Here is a 17,789-nt window from a genome sequence, read left to right on the forward strand (position 1 = left end):
GTTAAGTTTGAAGTTTAAAGTATGACGAATGAAGTATGAACATCAAAGTGAGGATACGACATGAACCTGAAAGCAGCTCGATTTGTCGCATTGTTCATGCTGGCTATGGTGTTGCTGACCAGTTCAGCGTATGCCAAGCCGGTGCAAAAGAATCGCCAGTATTATGAAGAGCGGGGAGAGATCGTGTGGGAAGTTCCTACACAGGACAAATTGATCGCCCTGACCTTTGATGACGGACCAGACCCCGTCCAGACACCCCAGATTTTAGCATTATTGAAGCAGTATGATGCTAAGGCAACCTTTTTTGTACTTGGCAAATGGGCTGAGAAGTACCCTGACATCGTTCGGCAGGAGCAGCTTCAAGGTCATGAGATCGCTAATCATACGTATGCTCATACGTATGCCGTGCGCTCAACAGCAATAGGTAAATACTTGAAAGACATGGGGGCGGCGGAGGCCTCCATTGTTAATGCAGGAGCGCAGCGTCCATTACTGTTCAGGCCTCCCGGAGGTTATTACAATGATATGGTGATTCAGGCGGCCAAGCAAAAGGGATATACCATTATTTTGTGGTCCTGGCACCAGGACACACGAGACTGGGCTTTGCCTGGCGTATCAGCGATTACGAAAAAAGTGCTGAACAATGCACGGAATGGGGATATCGTGTTATTCCATGATAAGGTTGATGGCAGGTCGCAGACCATCGAATCCTTGCGGAAGATTTTACCCATATTGAAGGAACGAGGATATGAATTTGTAACGGTGTCCGAGCTTCTTGCCGTCAAGGCTCGCGAAGCCGCCAAAGAGGGAGTTTCATCCTCATCACCGCGGAAGCATCCATAATATCTGCTAACAATTCGATCCATTTTGCTTCGGACAGAAACTGTAGCTCGTGTGCATATGGAATGCTGTTATGCCTGTTCAAGCCGCAGACCCCGATCGTATCAGGGACTGCGGTCTTTTGTTTTGCAGTCCAAACGTCTACAATAGATAGAGCTGAACCGCTGCTGATACTTCAATAAAGAAGGTGAATATATGAATGGACAAAAGAGAGCAGACATTAAACCGGGTCTGGAGGTTGATATCGTACTCAAGCAGGATCAGGCCTCCGGTAAACTGACACGAGGTATTGTCAAAGACCTGTTAACCAAATCGCCTTCACATCCGCACGGCATTAAAGTGAGATTAACGAACGGACAAGTTGGCCGGGTGAAACAAGTGATTTCAACGAACAATGCCAATGAATAAACAGGGCAGGCTGCACACGACATCAGAGGTGATCTCGCTCAATCACGCGTTACGTTTTAAATGAGAAAAATTGCAACAATCGTTGTGACGGTCAGTCCGAGCATGACCGGCTTCAGATTGCGCCGTGCCAGCTCAAACGGGCTGACCCCGCAGATCGCGGCAGCTGGAATTAATGCCCATGGTATTAACGTGCCACCGCCAACCCAGATGGCTGCGATTTGACCCAATGCGGTAAGCATCGGTGCTGAATCTGCTGAGCCAGCAAACATGGTCGCAATTGAACCCACAAGCGAAATTCCCGAAAATCCTGAACCGTCCATACCGGTTACAGCGCCGGTAACGGTCATGGTAATCGCCCCCACAGTGCCGTTCAGAGGCACAATACCCGCCAGCGCAACGCCAAGATCATTAACGATCCCGTGTGAGCCTTCAGGAAGAGGATTAGCAAATAATTCGGTAATAGCTGCGTCTCCAAGATAAAAAAATGCAGCAATCGGAATAACCGGACCAAATACTTTGAAGCCAAATTGGAAGCCTTCAATGAGATAATGGGTCGTTTCCTCTGATCCGTTATAACGATGCGCTGCCAGCGAAACGGCGATCAGAATGACCACGGCGGTTCCGCCAATTAAGGCCGTTGCATCTCCTCCCTGCAGGTTTAACACAAACATCAATACAACATCGAGTGCGAATAACAACGGTATAATAAGTGCGAATGCTTTTCTAAGATGAAGGGGCATCGCATGCACATCGATAGATGAATGACCTTCTGGTGCTAACGGCAGCTCTGCTAACGGTTGCTCTAACTTGACAGTTTGCTGTCGAGCGTTGCTGGATTTCATCTCTTTGCGAAGCATCCAGAAGGCAGTGAGTGTAGATACCGTTCCCATGACGAGCACAAGAGGCACGCTGGCAGCCATCACGGCTGCTACGGGAAGACCGGCCGCATCTGCTGTAAGCTTTGGAGCACCTTGAATGATGTAATCGCCTGACAGTGCAATGCCATGACCAAACAGGTTCATAGCGATGGCAGCTCCAATGGGAGGCAGTCCAACCCGGGCCGCTGCTGGCAGGAGCACTGCACCGACCAGTGCAACAGCTGGAGAGGGCCAGAAAAATAAAGATACGACCATCATAATCAGCCCGATGCTCCAATAAGCGGCCTGAGGCGTTCGAATAAAACGGGTAAGGGGTCTCACCATGACTTCATTGATGCCTGTTCTGATCAGCACACGACTCATCGCAACGATAATTGAAATGATAAAGATGGTGCTTAACAATTCCTTGGCAGCGTAGATAAAACTGTTAAAAACGCCGGCGACCGAGCCGCTTAACGTTTCTGCTGCCAGCAGTCCGATGGTCATAATGCCTGCGACACAGATGATGGTTGTATCTTTGCGCCGAACCATAACGGCGATAATGAGAACAATAAATGCCAAATAAACATAGTGCAGCGGAACAAGTTGAATATTCATCATGATGACAACCTCCCTGCATATCCCTGCATCCCTGGTCACTTATCCCGGGAGTGATATATCCTATGCATGTCAGGCCTCGGTGTTCAAGCAGGATTTTTTTTACATTCAGAGAATTATGTAGGAGTGAAACGAAGCGTACACATGGAATGCACTGGAGAATAAAAGTCACGAGAACACATATCTGGGGGTCACCGAACCTGATAGACAACGTCGAACACAGGTGATTACAATATACATGCTATCTTGAGGGAGAAATCAGAAACAACAGATGAAATCAGAATAAATCAGATTATCCTGAATCAAAAGGACGGTAATCCATGAACTTGATCCGTTCATTGCGCTTTAAATTTATTGTGGGACTTACGCTGATCATGCTGCCACTGTTCATGCTGCTCTATTACAACAATGTGTATGCGATGAAGGTGGTACGTGATAAGGTATCCCTCACTTATATGAATCATCTGGCCAAAAATGTGGAGCAAAATGAACGTGTACTGCAGGAAACGAATCGATATTTATACAGTTTGGGCGAGCGTGACCCTGATATTATCTCCCTGTTCTTTCTGCAATACGGAAGTGGAGACTATATTATTGCCAAGCAGCGTATTATGAACAAATTTATGACCGATATCGGATTTTACAATCTCATTGATGCATTCTATTTGTACGATGCGGTGAATGATGATCTTCTGCTGGCCACCGCGGGCAACTATGATATCAAAAAGTCGGTTGTGCAGCGAAGTATGCCAGCCCAGCTGCGCCAGTTGGAGGGGGATATTCAGAAGCCGGAATGGAGTATTGTACGCGGAGGTTCGTTTAATGCGTTAGTGAAAACGGTGCGGATCAATCAGCAATTCTATGCCGGGGCTTTGGTAGACATGAATGCACTGAATGATTCACAGCAATTTGCTGAATCGGGGGACAGGGGCGGAGCGGTTATCGTGACTCCCGATGGCAGAGCCTTGTCTGATTCAACGCTGGATGCGAAACAAATTAAACTGGCGGCTGATCATTTAACCGGTTTGGAAAGTCCGTACCAGGTCATCACTGAAACGGGCGGGCAGGCCCGGCAGTATCTGATGGTTGGCATTGCCTCCGCGATGTCAGAGATGAATTATGTTGTATTGCTGCCAGAGGAAGACATGATGCGCAACCTGCCATTTTTCCAACAAATTATCCGATTGCTGCCTATAGGGGCTGCTGTCATTCTCATCACGGCGCTGTTCTTTCTGCGGCAGCTTCTGTTCCGTCCGATGAACGCTCTGATTCGCGGCATGAGAAGGGTTAGTCGCGGAGAACTGGATGTGACACTGGACGCACCGTCCTCCTCCGAGCTGGAGTTTGTGACACGCAGCTTCAATCAGATGATTCAGGAGATCCAGCATCTGAAGATCGATGTGTATGAGGAACAGCTGCGGACGCGGGAAGCCGAATTCAAGCAGCTGCAGATGCAGATTAATCCGCATTTTTATCTGAATTCCCTGAATATTATTCATAGCCTTGCCTCCCTGCAAAAACATGAGCTGGTACAACAGATGGCAGGTCACCTGGCCGATTATTTCAGATTCAGTTTACGTGCCGGCAAACGTGTAATCAGCCTTAACGATGAGATCGAGCATATTCGCCACTATCTTGAGATTCAGAAGCTGCGCTTTCCGAGCAAGCTGGAATTCGAACTGGATATTGATGCGAAGGCGGGACAGTATGTTCTTCCGCCGCTGACCCTGCAACCTTTTGTAGAAAATGCTATCATTCATGGATTTCAGCGGAGAATGCAGCCCTTTGTCATTCGTATCTCGGCACGTGTGAAGGAAGAAGCAGACGGTGAGGCCAGGGATGGCATGCTGGAGCTCCAGATTACGGATAGCGGAGTCGGCTTTGCACCGGAGCTACTGGAGCGGCTGATGCAGGCACAATATGCCAGGGACCCCGGAGGACAGCATATTGGAATATGGAATGTGGCTCACCGGCTGCTGGTGAAGTATGGCAGCGAGGCTGGTTTGACTTTTGAAAACAGGATAGATGGAGGCGCTGCAGTAAGCATTTATCTGCCTGCTCAGACGGAAGAGCAAGAAGGAGGAACTCATGCGGAACCTGTTGATCGTGGATGATGAGGTATACGCTCTGCAAGCGATGCTGGAGGGTGTGGACTGGAAGGCTGCCGGAATTGATCAGGTGTTCGGGGCATGTGATGTGGAAGAGGCCAGACAGGTCATTCGGACGGAGGCCATTGATATTTTGATCTGTGACATCGAGATGCCCGGGGAGACCGGTCTGGATTTGCAAAGCTGGGTGCTCAAGCATGATCCAGGCATACTGACTATTTTTTTGACGGGTCATGCACTGTTTGATTATGCCCAGACAGCAATCAAGCTGAACAGCTTCGATTATCTGCTGAAGCCTGCTCCAGCGGATCAGCTTATCAAAGTGGTTACACAAGCCATGGACAAAATCAGGGATGGAGAACAGCGTACCCGAACGAACGAGGTTTACGAAACCGTATACAAGCGGTGGAAAACCCATAAACCTCTACTGACCGAGCGTTTCTGGAAAGATGCAGTATCCCAGCGCAGTGCACTTACCCCGCAGAAGCTGAAGGAGCTCGCCGAGCTGTACGGTGCAGAGATTGATCCCGAGGTTCGTGTGCTGCCGATTGTTATATCGGTGGAGGAATGGGTACGCGAGTTCAATCTGCGTGATGAAGAGGTATTGGAATATGCCCTGCGTAATGCGGCCAGAGAAATGGTGCTGGGGGATAAACCAGGTGAAGTGTTTCAGGATCACAGCGGGCTGAACATCGTCCTGGCGTATGAACAGGATGGAACTGTCCTGTCTGCGGAAGAAGCCCAGCAGCGCTGCCAGCGCTACATTCAGGAGTGTGGAACTTATTTCTATTGCCGCTTGTCTTGTTATGTAGGAGCACCTGTTGCTGTAACTGAACTGCAAGGCATGCTGAATGATCTTATGGACATGGAGCGGCGTAATATCAAGGAACTGGAAGAGGTTTTTGTCTATGACGAGCGGCATCGGGCGCAGGAAGATCGTTTTTTACCGATCCCATGGTTCTCGGAGCTGTCCATATTGTTTGAAACAGGCAAAGTAGATGATTTGCGTGAACGTGTGCATGAAATTTTCGAGCTGCTTGCCGCGCAGGAAGGCTTATCCCCGGAAATGCTGCGTCTCTACTATCATGCGATGCTGCATGTCGTCTATCCGCTGCTGCATCAGAACAATGTATCCATTCGCAGTCTTTATCCAGGAGAGCGAGAGCCGGAGGAAGCCGTAGTGACACGATCGCTGTCGCAGCTGAAGCAGTGGACGCTTGATCTGATTGACCGTGTCATCCCCGTCCTGTACCCGGACGATCAGAATCCGATGTCGATTGTGGATCAGCTGTGCATTTACATTGAGAATCATATCGGCGAGGAGCTGATGCGGGAGGAGCTTGCAGCGTTTGCCGGATTTAACCCGGCTTACCTGTCCCGTTTGTTCCGCAAGGAAAAAGGAATGTCTCTGTCCGAATTCATTCTGCAGCGCAGAGTAGCGATGGCGAAAACCTTACTCTCCCAGTCCACTGTCAAGGTGACGGATATCGCAGGTAAGGTAGGGTACTATAATTACTCTCATTTTACGAAAATGTTCAAAAAATGCACCGGCATTACGCCGCAGGAGTTTCGCAAACAGTCCAGAACCGTGTAACCAGGCGCAGCATGCTGCGCTTTTGTTTGTTTTTTATGGAATGAAAGTCATAATTTGATCATTGAACAGGTCACCACAGCAGATAGAGGACTTGATCGCCCCGCCGTATACTTGAACCACAGGAGACGCACGGAGCTTCATCCTGAGGAAGAATTCAAGAGGAGTGAGGGAGAACACGTATGAAGACACAACCCCGGGCGGGTAAGGGCGTACGAATATCGGAGATACCGGAAGGCACGGTTCGAAAGCGCAAGTCCGTGTTATACAATCTTGGCAAGTACAAGGTGCTCTACCTGATGTTTCTGCCAGGCATTTTGTTTCTGCTGGTAAACAACTACATGCCGATGTTCGGCGTTCTGATCGCATTCAAAAATGTCAACTATGCCGATGGAATATGGGGGAGCCCGTGGAGCGGATGGGATAATTTTAAATACCTGTTCTCAACCAGCGATGCGTGGGAGATCACGCGAAACACGCTTGCATACAACACCGTATTTATCGCACTCAATCTGTTTGTTGGTGTAGGACTGGCAATTATGCTTAACGAAGTGAAAAATAAAGCAATGTCCAAGTTATACCAGTCACTTATGCTGCTGCCTTATTTTTTATCCATGATCGTGGTCAGCTATCTCGTACTTGCTTTTCTAGGCAAGGACTCGGGATTTATGAACTCGACCATTCTGCAAATGTTTGGAGGACAGCCGATCGACTGGTATTCTGAACCGAAATACTGGCCATACATTTTGCCGCTCGTGAATACGTGGAAAAATATCGGTTATTATGCGGTTATTTATCTCGCTGCCGTTGTGGGAATTGACGAGGAATACTACGAAGCGGCTGTACTCGATGGGGCATCAAAGTGGCATCAGATTCGGTTCATTACGATTCCTTTTCTGATTCCGTTGATTGTCATTATGACTTTGCTTCAGATCGGACGTATCTTTTATGCAGACTTCAGCTTGTTCTATCAGGTTCCGCTGGAATCAGGCGCACTGTTCCCTGTAACCAACGTTCTTGATACGTATGTATATCGTACATTCCTTATTGGTGGAGACATCGGGATGTCATCTGCGGCAGGTTTGTACCAGGCGATTGTCGGTTTTGTGCTGGTGCTGGTATCCAATACCATCGTCAGACGGATTGACAAAGATAATGCACTATTTTGAGAGGAGGCAAGTCAGTTGTGAAAACACGTGATCCATTAGCGGTATCCAAGCGTTCCGCGGCCGTCATTCATTTCATGTTTCTATTCTATGCCATTGCCTGTATCGTGCCGATCATACTGGTCTTCGCCATCTCTTTTTCGGATGAAACGACGGTTGTTGCCAATGGCTACAAGCTCATTCCGGAGCAGTTCAGCCTGACAGCCTATGAGTTTCTGTTCAAGGATATGGATCAGATCATCCACTCTTACGGCATATCGATTATCGTTACCGTTGTCGGTACGATTACAAGTGTTGCACTGACCGCACTTTATGCGTATCCGCTCTCACGCAGGGATTTGCCGTATCGCGGCTGGTTCGCCTTTTTCATCTTTTTCACCATGCTGTTTAACGGGGGACTTGTTCCCTGGTATCTCGTATACGTCAACGTGCTGGATCTGAAAAACTCCATTCTGGCGTTGATCCTGCCGCTGTTGTTATCACCGTTTTTTGTACTCGTCATGCGAACGTTTTTCGCCAACTCCATTCCGGTATCTATTCTGGAATCGGCGCGCATTGACGGAGCGGGGGAACTGAAAACGTTTTTGCGGATTGTCCTGCCGCTCTCGCTGCCCGTTATGGCAACCGTGGCACTGTTCAGTACGCTGAACTACTGGAATGACTGGTACCTCAGTATGATTTTTATCTCGGATAACCGGACGATCAGCCTTCAGTACCTTATGTACCGGACGCTGCTCGATATTCAATATTTAACTACCAACTCCAACGTTTCTTCACAGATTTCATCACAGGGAGGACTTCTCAACCTGCCTAACAAAACGCTGCAAATGGCAATGGCTGTTGTCGGTATAGGTCCAATTGTACTGGCGTACCCGTTCTTCCAGCGTTATTTCATCAAAGGTCTGACGGTAGGTGCTGTGAAGGGATAACTCCAGCCGGTTAGGGAGTGGCCAAGGTTATTGGAAGATAGACGAAAGGGCACATACAGAAAGGTTTTACCGTTTATTTGGAATTGGGGAAGAACGGTAAAGGTGTAAAAGGTAACGGTCCATTATATGAACAGGAGGGGTTCAATTGGTTCAATCGTTTAAAGTGTGGTCACGTATGACAGCGGCTGCCATGACACTGGCTCTGGTGCTTGCTGGCTGTTCGCCTGACAAGGGGGGGACTGCAACACCGGGAGCAGAAGGAAGTACTCCGAACGCAAGTAATACTGAAAAGCCTTACGAGGTTTCGCTATTCTATCCGGGCACACCTCAGAAGGATGTTGCATTGGTAGAGGCAGAAATCAACAAAAAGATGGAGTCCAAGATTGGAGCTACGATCAAAATCAATGCTGTGGACTGGGGTCAATGGGATAATAAGCTGAACCTGATGATCTCCTCAGGGGAGAAGGCTGACATTATCTTCACGGCAGCTTGGCAGAACTATACCGTTAACGTAGCCAAAGGTGCGTTCTTGCCGCTGAATGACCTGCTGGATGAATACGGGCAGGACATCAAGAAAAATCTGGACCCTGCCTTCCTGGAAGGTTCTCAAGTGGATGGTGTCAACTATGGAGTGCCAACCAACAAGGAGCTTGCAGCCACCCGCGGTGTGCTGGTCCGCAAGGATCTGGCTGACAAATACAAGCTGGACCTGACAGCAGTTAAAACATGGGCTGATCTGGAGCCGCTGCTCAAAACCATTAAGGAAAATGAACCTTCCGTCACTCCGTTCTACATGTCCAACACGAATGGTAACGGATTGCTCGAAAACCTCGACTGGGATTATCTCGGTGATGCTTCTGTACCGGGTGTGATCTCCAAAACAGCAGGCGAAACAAAAGTGCTGAATGAAGTGGAAACGCCGGAGTTCAAACAAGCAGCCGAGCTTGCACGTAAATGGTATCAGGCGGGTTACATTAACAGTGACGCAGCAACGTCGAACGTATTCCCGAAAGACCAGGCCAAAGCGGGCAAAGCGTTCATGTGGACGGATGGTATGAAGCCGGGCAAAGATAAGGAAGAGGAAGGGTATGTTGGCTATCCGCTGACACAGATTGAAATGACAAGTCCGACCATTACGACTGGGGATGCATCCGGTGCGATGCTTGCAATCTCCCGCTCTTCTGAAAAACCGGAGAAAGCGATGCAAGTCATTAACCTGCTTCACTCTGACAAAGAAATTAATAACCTGCTCAACTTCGGTATTGAAGGGAAGCATTATGTAAAAGTAGAAGGTCAGGATAACATCATCAAGCTGCCTGACGGTGTAGATGCCAACAGCCGTACTTATAATCCAGGCGCACAGTGGCAGCTGGGTAACCAGTTCCTGAATTACCTGTGGGATAATGAAGATCCGCAGAAATGGGAAAAGTTCAAGGAGTTTAACGCCAAAGGTGTAAAATCTCCTGCCCTTGGTTTCACCTTTAACAGCCAGTCCGTGAAAAACGAAATTGCGGCTGTTAACAACGTCAACAAGCAGTTCAAACCAGGCATGACCTCGGGTGCAGTTGATCCGAACGAGATGATTCCGAAATATCTGGAAAAATTGAAAGCGGCAGGTATCGATAAAATTATTGCCGCTAAACAGGAGCAGCTGGATGCATTTCTGGCTGGAAAATAAAGCTTCAGACAAAGACGTTATCGGCTATTACCGATAACGTCTTTTTTTTGTTTTGGATCGTTAATCAAAAATAGGAAAAATATGATATAATCAGGTGGTTGATTAGGAGGTGTTTGCGTGTCGGGAACCAGACTTGTGTTCTCAGGAAGTTTATTGCTCTTTGCGATTATTTTTACCTGTAACCACCATCTCGGTTTCTCAGTCGGTGATTCGTTATTGTTATCCATCGGCATATCCCCATATACCAAAGCGTACGTCAGCGGTGTACATATTACGGTTTTCTTCGGACTTGGCATGCTGGCTTGCGGGTATTATCTTGCGCGGAAGGAGATCATGACCAAGTATCCGCTCGTGGCGAAGACGTTGTGGATTGCGGTAGTGATCTTAATCTCCAATTATTCGTTTATGACGGATAAGTTGATGTATGTGGTAAAATGGGGGGCCACGGGTTTAAGCAGCATATCGTACTCACAGAACGATAGCTCATGCACGTATCAGGTTTATCCTGACGGTCAAGCTCGTGCGACTTGTGAATTGTTACTGAAAAATTATAGCAGCTCGGCTGTCGCCGCGATGGTAAAGCCTGATCTGGCAGGAAGCTACCGTTATCAGGATGATCCGTTATCTGAATCTTTACAGTCTGTTGAGCTTGACGCTATATCGGTCAAACTTGAGCCCCGCATGACGTTCACAGGAAAGCTTGAATTCTCCGGATTGGCGCAACGGCCCTTGCAGGTGAGCGGCAAGCTGCATGATATCGTACTAGATGTTGCAGTTGATGGGACCAATACGGTTTTTGACTATGATATCCCTTAGCATGTGTAGGCAGACTGTAAATCCAAGTACATAACCAATATATACTGAATGACCGACAGGCAGAATAACATAAAAAATACATCATTTATCAGGAGTGAAGTCGGCTGAGCGCCGACTTTTTTCCGTTTGTGCAAGTTGAATTAAGTGCTGAAACCTTGCATTAATGTCCTTTTCCAGAGGATGGGTGAGGCTTACCATATAATATGGGACAGTCTGTTTATGAGAGCATCTAACGGTGCATTATGAAGCTTGTACAAGAAATAGATTGTATTTAAAGCTGCCATGACTACAATTAATGTCACGACTTGTGTCAGGACGATTAAAGAAAATTAAAATAAAGCGAGATGAACATTTCCATGTCATACCGGACAAATCTGTTTTCAAAGATGGTCATTTTGATTCTGATTATGCTTGTTCCTGTTGTACTCCTGTACTGGTATTCCAATCATAAAACAACGGCTGTGCTTCGAGATGAGCTTAACCAATCAAACAGCAATCAGCTGGAGTTTTTTCAAAATCAGGTGAACTCTAACATTGAATTGTTATCCTCTTGGCCTAATCTGCTGATCCATGACCCGGATATCGCCAGTTTTCGGCGTATATTTGCGGAGAGCCGTTATTTCGATCTGGATGCGATCAATCTGGTCAAGCGTATTCAGAACAAGCTGAGTATTCAGGAAAGCTCATCGAACTGGGCTACCAAATTATATCTGTATTCCCCGTCGCTCGGCAGAGTGATCTCGGAACGGGATGCCCGTACGTATGACAAGCATGCGTTAAAAGAAAGTATCGTTTCAGGCTGGGATGTTCACAAAATTGAGGATGGGCAGAATGACCGGTTCATGTTCAGCTGGATCACCGTATCCCCATACGGAATCAAAGACCCTGCCGAAAATGCAGAGACCATCATCAAGCTGGAATTCGACAGTGACAACATTCGGGACATGCTTGATAAATTCAAAGGGGATGGAAGACATGATCCCTTTTATTTCCGTGAGGAAACGGGCGTAATCTATAACCGGACATCGGATCGGACATTGACAGATCCATTGATCAAGGAATTGTCCAGCCAGCCCTTGAAAGACGTGGAGAACCGTACGGTAGTGATTGGCAATGAGCCATACATGGTCAATTCGGTGAAGTCAAGCACCACAGGCTGGTATCTGGTGGACTATATGCCGTTGTCCGATATTTTGAAGCCGATTCACCAGTCCAACATTCTGTTCTACTCGTCCATGATATGCCTGCTTCTGATGAGCTCTACCGCAGCTTATTTGTTATATGTGCAAGTTCAGGTGCCGGTGAAACAATTGATTCGTGGATTCCAGCGGTTGAAGCAGGAGGATTACTCTGTTCGAATCGAGCCGAAAGGTCGCAATGAGTTCAGTTTTCTGTCCGAACGCTTTAACTCGATGGTAGAAAAGATTCAACAGCTGTTCGAGCACGTATATCTGGAGCAGATTCATGTACGGGAAGCTAGGTTGAAGCAGCTGCAGTCACAGATTAATCCGCATTTTTTCTATAACTGTTTCTCATTCATTACAAGCATGGCGAAGCTGAAACGTGTAGATGCCGTTGTAGCCATGTCTCACAATCTGTCCAGATATTACAGGTATACAACAAGGCAGGAGAGGGATCTGGTCCCGCTATCCGAAGAAATTGAATTTGTGACCAACTATTTGGAAATCCAACGTATGCGCATGGAGCGCATCCATTATACGCTTGATTTGCCAGAGGACATGCTGCGTATCGAAGTTCCGCCACTAATTGTGCAGCCTCTGGTTGAAAATGCGGTCATTCATGGGATTGAAGCATATGCAGAAGCAGGGGAGATCAGAGTATCCGGTGAGCAAAAGGATGGCCGAATACTGCTCATTGTTGAAGATGATGGTCAAGGCATGACACAGGAGGAGCGGGAGGCGCTGCTCATCAAGCTTGCGGGTACGCTGGATCAGGAGATGGGCTGCGGCTTGTGGAATGTGAATCAAAGACTGCAGCTGAAGTATGGTGAGAAGGGTGGACTTCATATTACCGAATCCGACCTGGGCGGCGTGCGAGTTGTGTTGTCATGGCCGGTAGAGCCGAAACCTGCGCTTGAAGAATACGAAGAAGAGTAACTTAAAGTTAACCGGGAGAGTGATTGAATTGATCGATATACTGCTTGTGGATGATGAAACGTATGTAACCGAGAGTCTGGAACTCACCATTCCTTGGGGAGAGATCGGAGTAACAACCGTGCTGCGTGCGGCCTCCGGCAAGGAAGCGTTGAAGATTATGGAGGAGAACGCAGTAGATATCGTCGTGACTGACATTCGAATGCCAGGTATGACCGGGCTTGAGCTGATTAGCGAGGTGAGCCAGCGGTGGCCGCATGTGCGCTGTATTTTGCTGACAGGACACAGTGACTTTGATTATGCCAAAAAGGCGATTCAGCTGCAGGCGGCAGATTATATTTTGAAGCCGGTTAACGATGATGAATTTATGAATTCTGTATCAGCAGCGATTACCTCTCTGCGTGACGAATGGGATGAATTTGACAAATATCATCGCCTGCTGTACAGCCGCAAATCGGATTACAAAATTTTACGCGAAAATCTGATGCATGATCTGCTCTTGGGCCGGGTGCTTACTACGAAAGCATTGCGCGAGCAGTTTGAGCAGTACGAGCTTCATATGGACCCCGAGCAGCCTGCTGTCATGATGCTGATTCGTCTTGCCGGACGATTTGCGTCTATGGATCAGCAGTCGCTGGACCTGATGGATTTTGCTGTCGGGAATATTGCCGAGGAAGTGCTGGGTGAAGCGTACAACGTCTGGTTTGGTCGGGGGCCGCATGAGTGTCTGGTCATGTTCCTTCAGAACCGAGAGCCGGATGAGCTATCCCGAATGGAGGGAAGCAATCTGCAAGCAGCTGCCGGAACATTCCGGGAGCATGTGGTTCGTTACCTGCAGGGAGATCTGTCCATGGTGGTTACACCGCCTTTTCCATTTAACGAGCTTACAAATGTGTATCGCAAAAGTTTGGGGTCTTTAATCCTTTCCGGACCCGAGGAGCACAGAATCATATATATCGACATGGAAAAAGCGTTAAACAAACGTGCCGAAAACGATGCTGCGCAAGCGCTTGAAGAGCTGTATAAGCCACCGGTGCTGCCTCAGCTGCTGGAGACCAAACAATGGGAGGCTGCGGCGGACAAGCTGAACGCTGTTTTTAATGCTGTGGAGAAGGTGTATTTGTCCAGAGAGCATGCGTATGAAATGTATTTGTCTGTGACAAATGCTTTTATGTACATCGCTCATAAACAAGGACATCTGGTACATGAGATAGATCATGCGGGTTTCGATCTGGTGCTTGCGCACCAGTTGATTCAATCCCCGGAGAAGCTGCGGCGCTGGGCAATGAACATGCTCGAGAAGCTGCAGGAGGAGCTGTCGGATCAGGAAGGGGTACAAAGCCGCAGGCATGTCATTAAACAAGTGCAGGAGCTGGTAACCCGAGATACGGGACAGGATCTGTCGGTGAAAATGATTGCGGACAAAGTGTATTTACACCCCGTATACCTCTCTAAAATATACAAGGCAGAGACGGGGGAAGGTCTCGGAGACTACATGATCCGTATGCGTATGGAACGAGCGCTGTATCTGCTCAAACATACAAATAAAAAAATATACGAGATTACGAGTGAGCTGGGTTATCAAAATCCGCAATATTTCAGCAAAATGTTCAAAAAACATTACGGCATGACACCGAATGAATTCCGGGATCAGACATAAATACAACATAAATCGAGCATACAGGTTGGTAAAGGTGCAGAAATCTTGATTTCTTATCATAGGCTGATGTGCCTGGCCGTCCTATAATGAAAGGGTAACCAAAACGATTAAGGGGGAACAACATGAGAGCGCAATCAACGAAAAAGAGATTCTTGTCGCTTCTCGCTACGACGCTCTGTCTGACCGTCGTTCTTGCAGGATGTTCAGGAGGAAATGGGAGCAAGGAGAGTGCTGAGCCAAGCGCATCCGGGTCCCAAAATGAATACAAGGAAAAGTATGATCCCGCAGTAACCATTACTACAGCATGGGGCATCGACCCTGAGCTGAAATTCAAAAATGGCGAATCGATGGAAAATAACGTCGCTACGAAATGGGCCAAGGACAAATTCGGTATTGAGATTAAGTCGCTGTGGTCCGTAACGGATACAAACAACGCGTTCGCAACCAAACTTCGTTTGGCAATGTCCTCGGGTCAGGAAATGCCTGATATCGTAACCGTAGGTGATAACCTGCTGGCTCAGGACCTGATTGATTCCGGCATGTATCAGGAAGTGGGTCCGCTGTTTGACAAGTATGCTTCGGATACTTGGAAAAAAGCAATGGAGCAAGATCCGAATGTATGGAATGCGTACAGCCGTGATGGTAAAAGAATGGGTATTCCGGTACTCGATTACGCATACAACAATGACTACCTGCTCTGGATTCGTCAGGATTGGCTGGACAAGCTGAATATGAAAGCACCTAAAACCATTGATGAGCTCGAAGCGGTTATGGAAGCTTTCAAAAACAAAAATCCGGATGGTCTGGCACCAGATAAAGTAACTCCGCTCAGCATCGGTTTCAAAACATCCATGAATACCTGGATGGGTGATCCATCCTGGATCTTCGGTGCATATGGAGCTCTGCCATCTCAGTGGAATGTGGGTGCAGATGGCAAACTGGAGTATGGTTCTGTTAACCCGGGTATGAAGCAAGGTTTGACAAAGCTGAATGAATGGCTGACCAAAGGTTACATTCCTCAGGAAGCAGCGTTGTGGGATGAGAACAAAACGTCAGAACCGGCGGTTGCAGGTACAGCAGGCATTATCCCTGGTCCTTACTGGATGAGCGGCTGGCCGCTGAAAGATACAGTGAAAAATGTACCGAGTGCAGTATGGAAGCCAATTTCTATTCCGACAGGCCCTGATGGCAAAGCAATGCGTCACGGAACACAGTTTGTTAACGGTGTGACCCTGATCAAAAAAGACATGGCTCACCCTGAAGCGTTCTTCACTTACCAGAACTACCTGTTTGACAACTATGCTGACCCGGCTCCAGGCAGCCCGTATGACAACGGTCTGTTTGAAGGGTATGACTACCAGCTGGATGCCAACGGCAAACAGAAAAAACCGGATGAAATTGACGGTGGATATGTCAACGTTGTACGTTACCTGCTTGTTCGTGACGGCGCACGTATTCCAGATGCACAGATGAAGGCATTGATGAATCTGGCAGATGGCAAAGAGCCGCAAACGAAGCTGGAAAAAGACGTAGCGGTGAACTATGGACCGGAGACTCCTGCGGCGGCTAAAGTGCTGCTTGAGCAGAAAGATATTTCGTTCAAAAATATGTTCACAGGTCCTACAACCAAAACGATGAAAGCCAAGCTGGACTACCTCAACAAAATTGAGAATCAGGCATTCAATGAAATCATCTATGGCAAGAGCCCGATCGATTCATTTGATACCTTTGTTCAAACATGGAAATCCGGCGGCGGCGATCAGATCACTCAGGAAGTTAACGAGTGGTATGATGGTGTGAAAAAATAAGCCGAACCTCTCTATGAAAATGTAAATCAATAGTGACGCACAGACGATACAAGTCTGTGCGTTTTTTGTGTTTTTCAACGTCATAAAAACACATGGAAAATCGAGTGAAACAGCGGTTTTATGGCTTTCCGTGCTGAGCAGCAGGGCCTAAGCCCAAAGTAGTTGCTTTTGTGCCATTTATATTGCTTTTATGCGCTGTTTGAGGGTGCTGGAAGGTTGATATAATTTGCCTATAAGCCACTCAGGGAGTACTTGAGTAGGAAGAATTACAGGGGGAGCAATCATGAGAACTTTAAAACGAACTTGGCCATTCCACGTAATGCTGCTGCCAGCTATCATCTTTCTGATTATTTTCAGTTATGTGCCTATGGGCGGAATTGTTATGGCATTCCAGAACTACAAACCATGGCTTGGCATTAGCGGCTCGGACTGGGTCGGGCTTGATAACTTTAGATATTTATTCGAACGGGAGGACAGCTTGCAGGTCATCTGGAATACGCTGATCATCGCTGTACTCAAATTGATTTTCAACTTGTTTGTACCGTTTGTGTTTGCCATCCTGCTCAATGAGGTTCGCAAGATGGCCATTCAGCGAACGATCCAAACGCTCGTATATTTGCCTCACTTCTTGTCCTGGGTCATTCTGGGCGGCATTTTGCTTGATCTGTTGTCAACAGGTGGTCTGGTGAACCGGGTACTCGGCACCTTCGGTCTCGGACCGTACTTCTTCCTCGGAGATAACAGCTTGTTCCGACCAACGATCATTGTTACGGATGTGTGGAAGGAATTCGGATATAACATGATTGTCTTTCTGGCTGCACTGGCAGGTATTAACCCGGCACTGTATGAAGCTGCCGAGATCGACGGAGCGAATCGTTGGAAGCAGACACTTCACATTACAATTCCGTCTCTCGTACCGATGCTGATGGTTGTAGGAACGCTCGCGCTTGGTAACGTATTGAATGCCGGATTCGACCAGATCTTCAACCTGTACAACCCGCTTGTATATCAATCGGGAGACATCATTGATACATTCGTATATCGCTCGGCGCTGGAAAACGGTGAGATGGGCTTCGCCACAGCCATTGGCTTGTTCAAATCCGTGATCAGTATGGTGCTGATTCTCGTATCGTACAGCCTCGCCAAGAAATACGCCGGATACCGCATATTCTAATTGAATGAACAGAGAAGGAAGG

At 47.7% G+C, this 17,789-nt stretch carries 13 protein-coding genes; 12 read left to right on the forward strand and 1 reads right to left on the reverse strand.

All coding sequences use genetic code 11. The features are described 5' to 3' along the window. The first annotated feature begins 60 nt into the window (after window positions 1–60). Together HNR77_RS01420 and HNR77_RS01425 are read left to right on the forward strand one after the other, a co-directional pair. Window positions 61–843, forward strand: a complete 783-nt coding sequence (locus HNR77_RS01420) for a polysaccharide deacetylase family protein (RefSeq protein ID WP_111269913.1) — start codon at window positions 61–63, stop codon at window positions 841–843. Window positions 844–1,035: 192 nt separating this feature from the next. Then, window positions 1,036–1,248, forward strand: coding sequence for a YwbE family protein (locus tag HNR77_RS01425; RefSeq protein WP_184180028.1), 213 nt, complete (start codon window positions 1,036–1,038; stop codon window positions 1,246–1,248). 56 nt (window positions 1,249–1,304) lie between these two features. Here the strand turns inward: HNR77_RS01425 and HNR77_RS01430 are convergent, their stop codons facing one another. Next, window positions 1,305–2,723, reverse strand: a complete 1,419-nt coding sequence (locus HNR77_RS01430; protein WP_184180453.1) for a hypothetical protein — start codon at window positions 2,721–2,723, stop codon at window positions 1,305–1,307. Between the two features lie 320 nt (window positions 2,724–3,043). On the opposite strand from HNR77_RS01430, the gene HNR77_RS01435 reads away from it, so the two are divergent. The 10 genes from HNR77_RS01435 to HNR77_RS01480 all read left to right on the forward strand — a co-directional run bounded on the left by HNR77_RS01435 (window position 3,044) and on the right by HNR77_RS01480 (window position 17,767). Further along, window positions 3,044–4,837, forward strand: a complete 1,794-nt coding sequence (locus HNR77_RS01435; protein ID WP_184180031.1) for a sensor histidine kinase — start codon at window positions 3,044–3,046, stop codon at window positions 4,835–4,837. Next, on the forward strand, window positions 4,812–6,425 hold the full coding sequence (locus HNR77_RS01440) for a response regulator transcription factor (RefSeq protein ID WP_184180034.1): 1,614 nt from the start codon (window positions 4,812–4,814) through the stop codon (window positions 6,423–6,425). Before HNR77_RS01435 ends, HNR77_RS01440 begins: the two co-directional genes overlap by 26 nt. A 179-nt stretch (window positions 6,426–6,604) precedes the next feature. After that, entirely contained in the window at window positions 6,605–7,591 is a 987-nt protein-coding gene (locus tag HNR77_RS01445; protein ID WP_184180037.1) for an ABC transporter permease, read from the forward strand. A 17-nt stretch (window positions 7,592–7,608) separates the two neighbouring features. Further along, entirely contained in the window at window positions 7,609–8,517 is a 909-nt protein-coding gene (locus HNR77_RS01450; RefSeq protein ID WP_184180039.1) for a carbohydrate ABC transporter permease, read from the forward strand. Between the two features lie 145 nt (window positions 8,518–8,662). Beyond that, window positions 8,663–10,195, forward strand: a complete 1,533-nt coding sequence (locus HNR77_RS01455) for an ABC transporter substrate-binding protein (RefSeq protein WP_184180042.1) — start codon at window positions 8,663–8,665, stop codon at window positions 10,193–10,195. Between the two features lie 117 nt (window positions 10,196–10,312). Further along, window positions 10,313–11,011 carry a serpin family protein gene (locus HNR77_RS01460; RefSeq protein ID WP_184180045.1) on the forward strand — a complete coding sequence of 233 codons (699 nt, stop codon included), beginning with the start codon at window positions 10,313–10,315 and terminating at the stop codon, window positions 11,009–11,011. A gap of 356 nt (window positions 11,012–11,367) precedes the next feature. Further along, complete coding sequence (locus HNR77_RS01465) at window positions 11,368–13,128, forward strand: sensor histidine kinase (protein ID WP_184180048.1); 1,761 nt, start codon at window positions 11,368–11,370, stop codon at window positions 13,126–13,128. A 28-nt stretch (window positions 13,129–13,156) separates the two neighbouring features. Next, the gene (locus HNR77_RS01470; protein ID WP_184180051.1) at window positions 13,157–14,785 is read left to right on the forward strand and encodes a response regulator; all 1,629 of its coding nucleotides are present in this window, start codon (window positions 13,157–13,159) and stop codon (window positions 14,783–14,785) included. 122 nt (window positions 14,786–14,907) lie between these two features. Further along, window positions 14,908–16,593 carry a type 2 periplasmic-binding domain-containing protein gene (locus HNR77_RS01475; protein ID WP_184180054.1) on the forward strand — a complete coding sequence of 562 codons (1,686 nt, stop codon included), beginning with the start codon at window positions 14,908–14,910 and terminating at the stop codon, window positions 16,591–16,593. 283 nt (window positions 16,594–16,876) lie between these two features. Then, window positions 16,877–17,767, forward strand: a complete 891-nt coding sequence (locus HNR77_RS01480) for an ABC transporter permease (protein ID WP_111269923.1) — start codon at window positions 16,877–16,879, stop codon at window positions 17,765–17,767. Window positions 17,768–17,789 lie beyond the last annotated feature (22 nt).

This window comes from Paenibacillus sp. JGP012 (assembly GCF_014203995.1).
Taxonomy (GTDB): domain Bacteria; phylum Bacillota; class Bacilli; order Paenibacillales; family Paenibacillaceae; genus Paenibacillus; species Paenibacillus silvae.

Bases quoted from the DNA above. Each gene is read 5' to 3' on its own strand.
- HNR77_RS01475 (WP_184180054.1), top strand. From the start codon at position 14,908: ATGAGAGCGCAATCAACGAAAAAGAGATTCTTGTCGCTTCTCGCTACG.
- HNR77_RS01420 (WP_111269913.1), top strand. From the start codon at position 61: ATGAACCTGAAAGCAGCTCGATTTGTCGCATTGTTCATGCTGGCTATG.
- HNR77_RS01445 (WP_184180037.1), top strand. From the start codon at position 6,605: ATGAAGACACAACCCCGGGCGGGTAAGGGCGTACGAATATCGGAGATA.
- HNR77_RS01480 (WP_111269923.1), top strand. From the start codon at position 16,877: ATGAGAACTTTAAAACGAACTTGGCCATTCCACGTAATGCTGCTGCCA.
- HNR77_RS01440 (WP_184180034.1), top strand. From the start codon at position 4,812: ATGCGGAACCTGTTGATCGTGGATGATGAGGTATACGCTCTGCAAGCG.
- HNR77_RS01425 (WP_184180028.1), top strand. From the start codon at position 1,036: ATGAATGGACAAAAGAGAGCAGACATTAAACCGGGTCTGGAGGTTGAT.
- HNR77_RS01465 (WP_184180048.1), top strand. From the start codon at position 11,368: ATGTCATACCGGACAAATCTGTTTTCAAAGATGGTCATTTTGATTCTG.
- HNR77_RS01435 (WP_184180031.1), top strand. From the start codon at position 3,044: ATGAACTTGATCCGTTCATTGCGCTTTAAATTTATTGTGGGACTTACG.
- HNR77_RS01430 (WP_184180453.1), bottom strand. From the start codon at position 2,723: ATGAATATTCAACTTGTTCCGCTGCACTATGTTTATTTGGCATTTATT.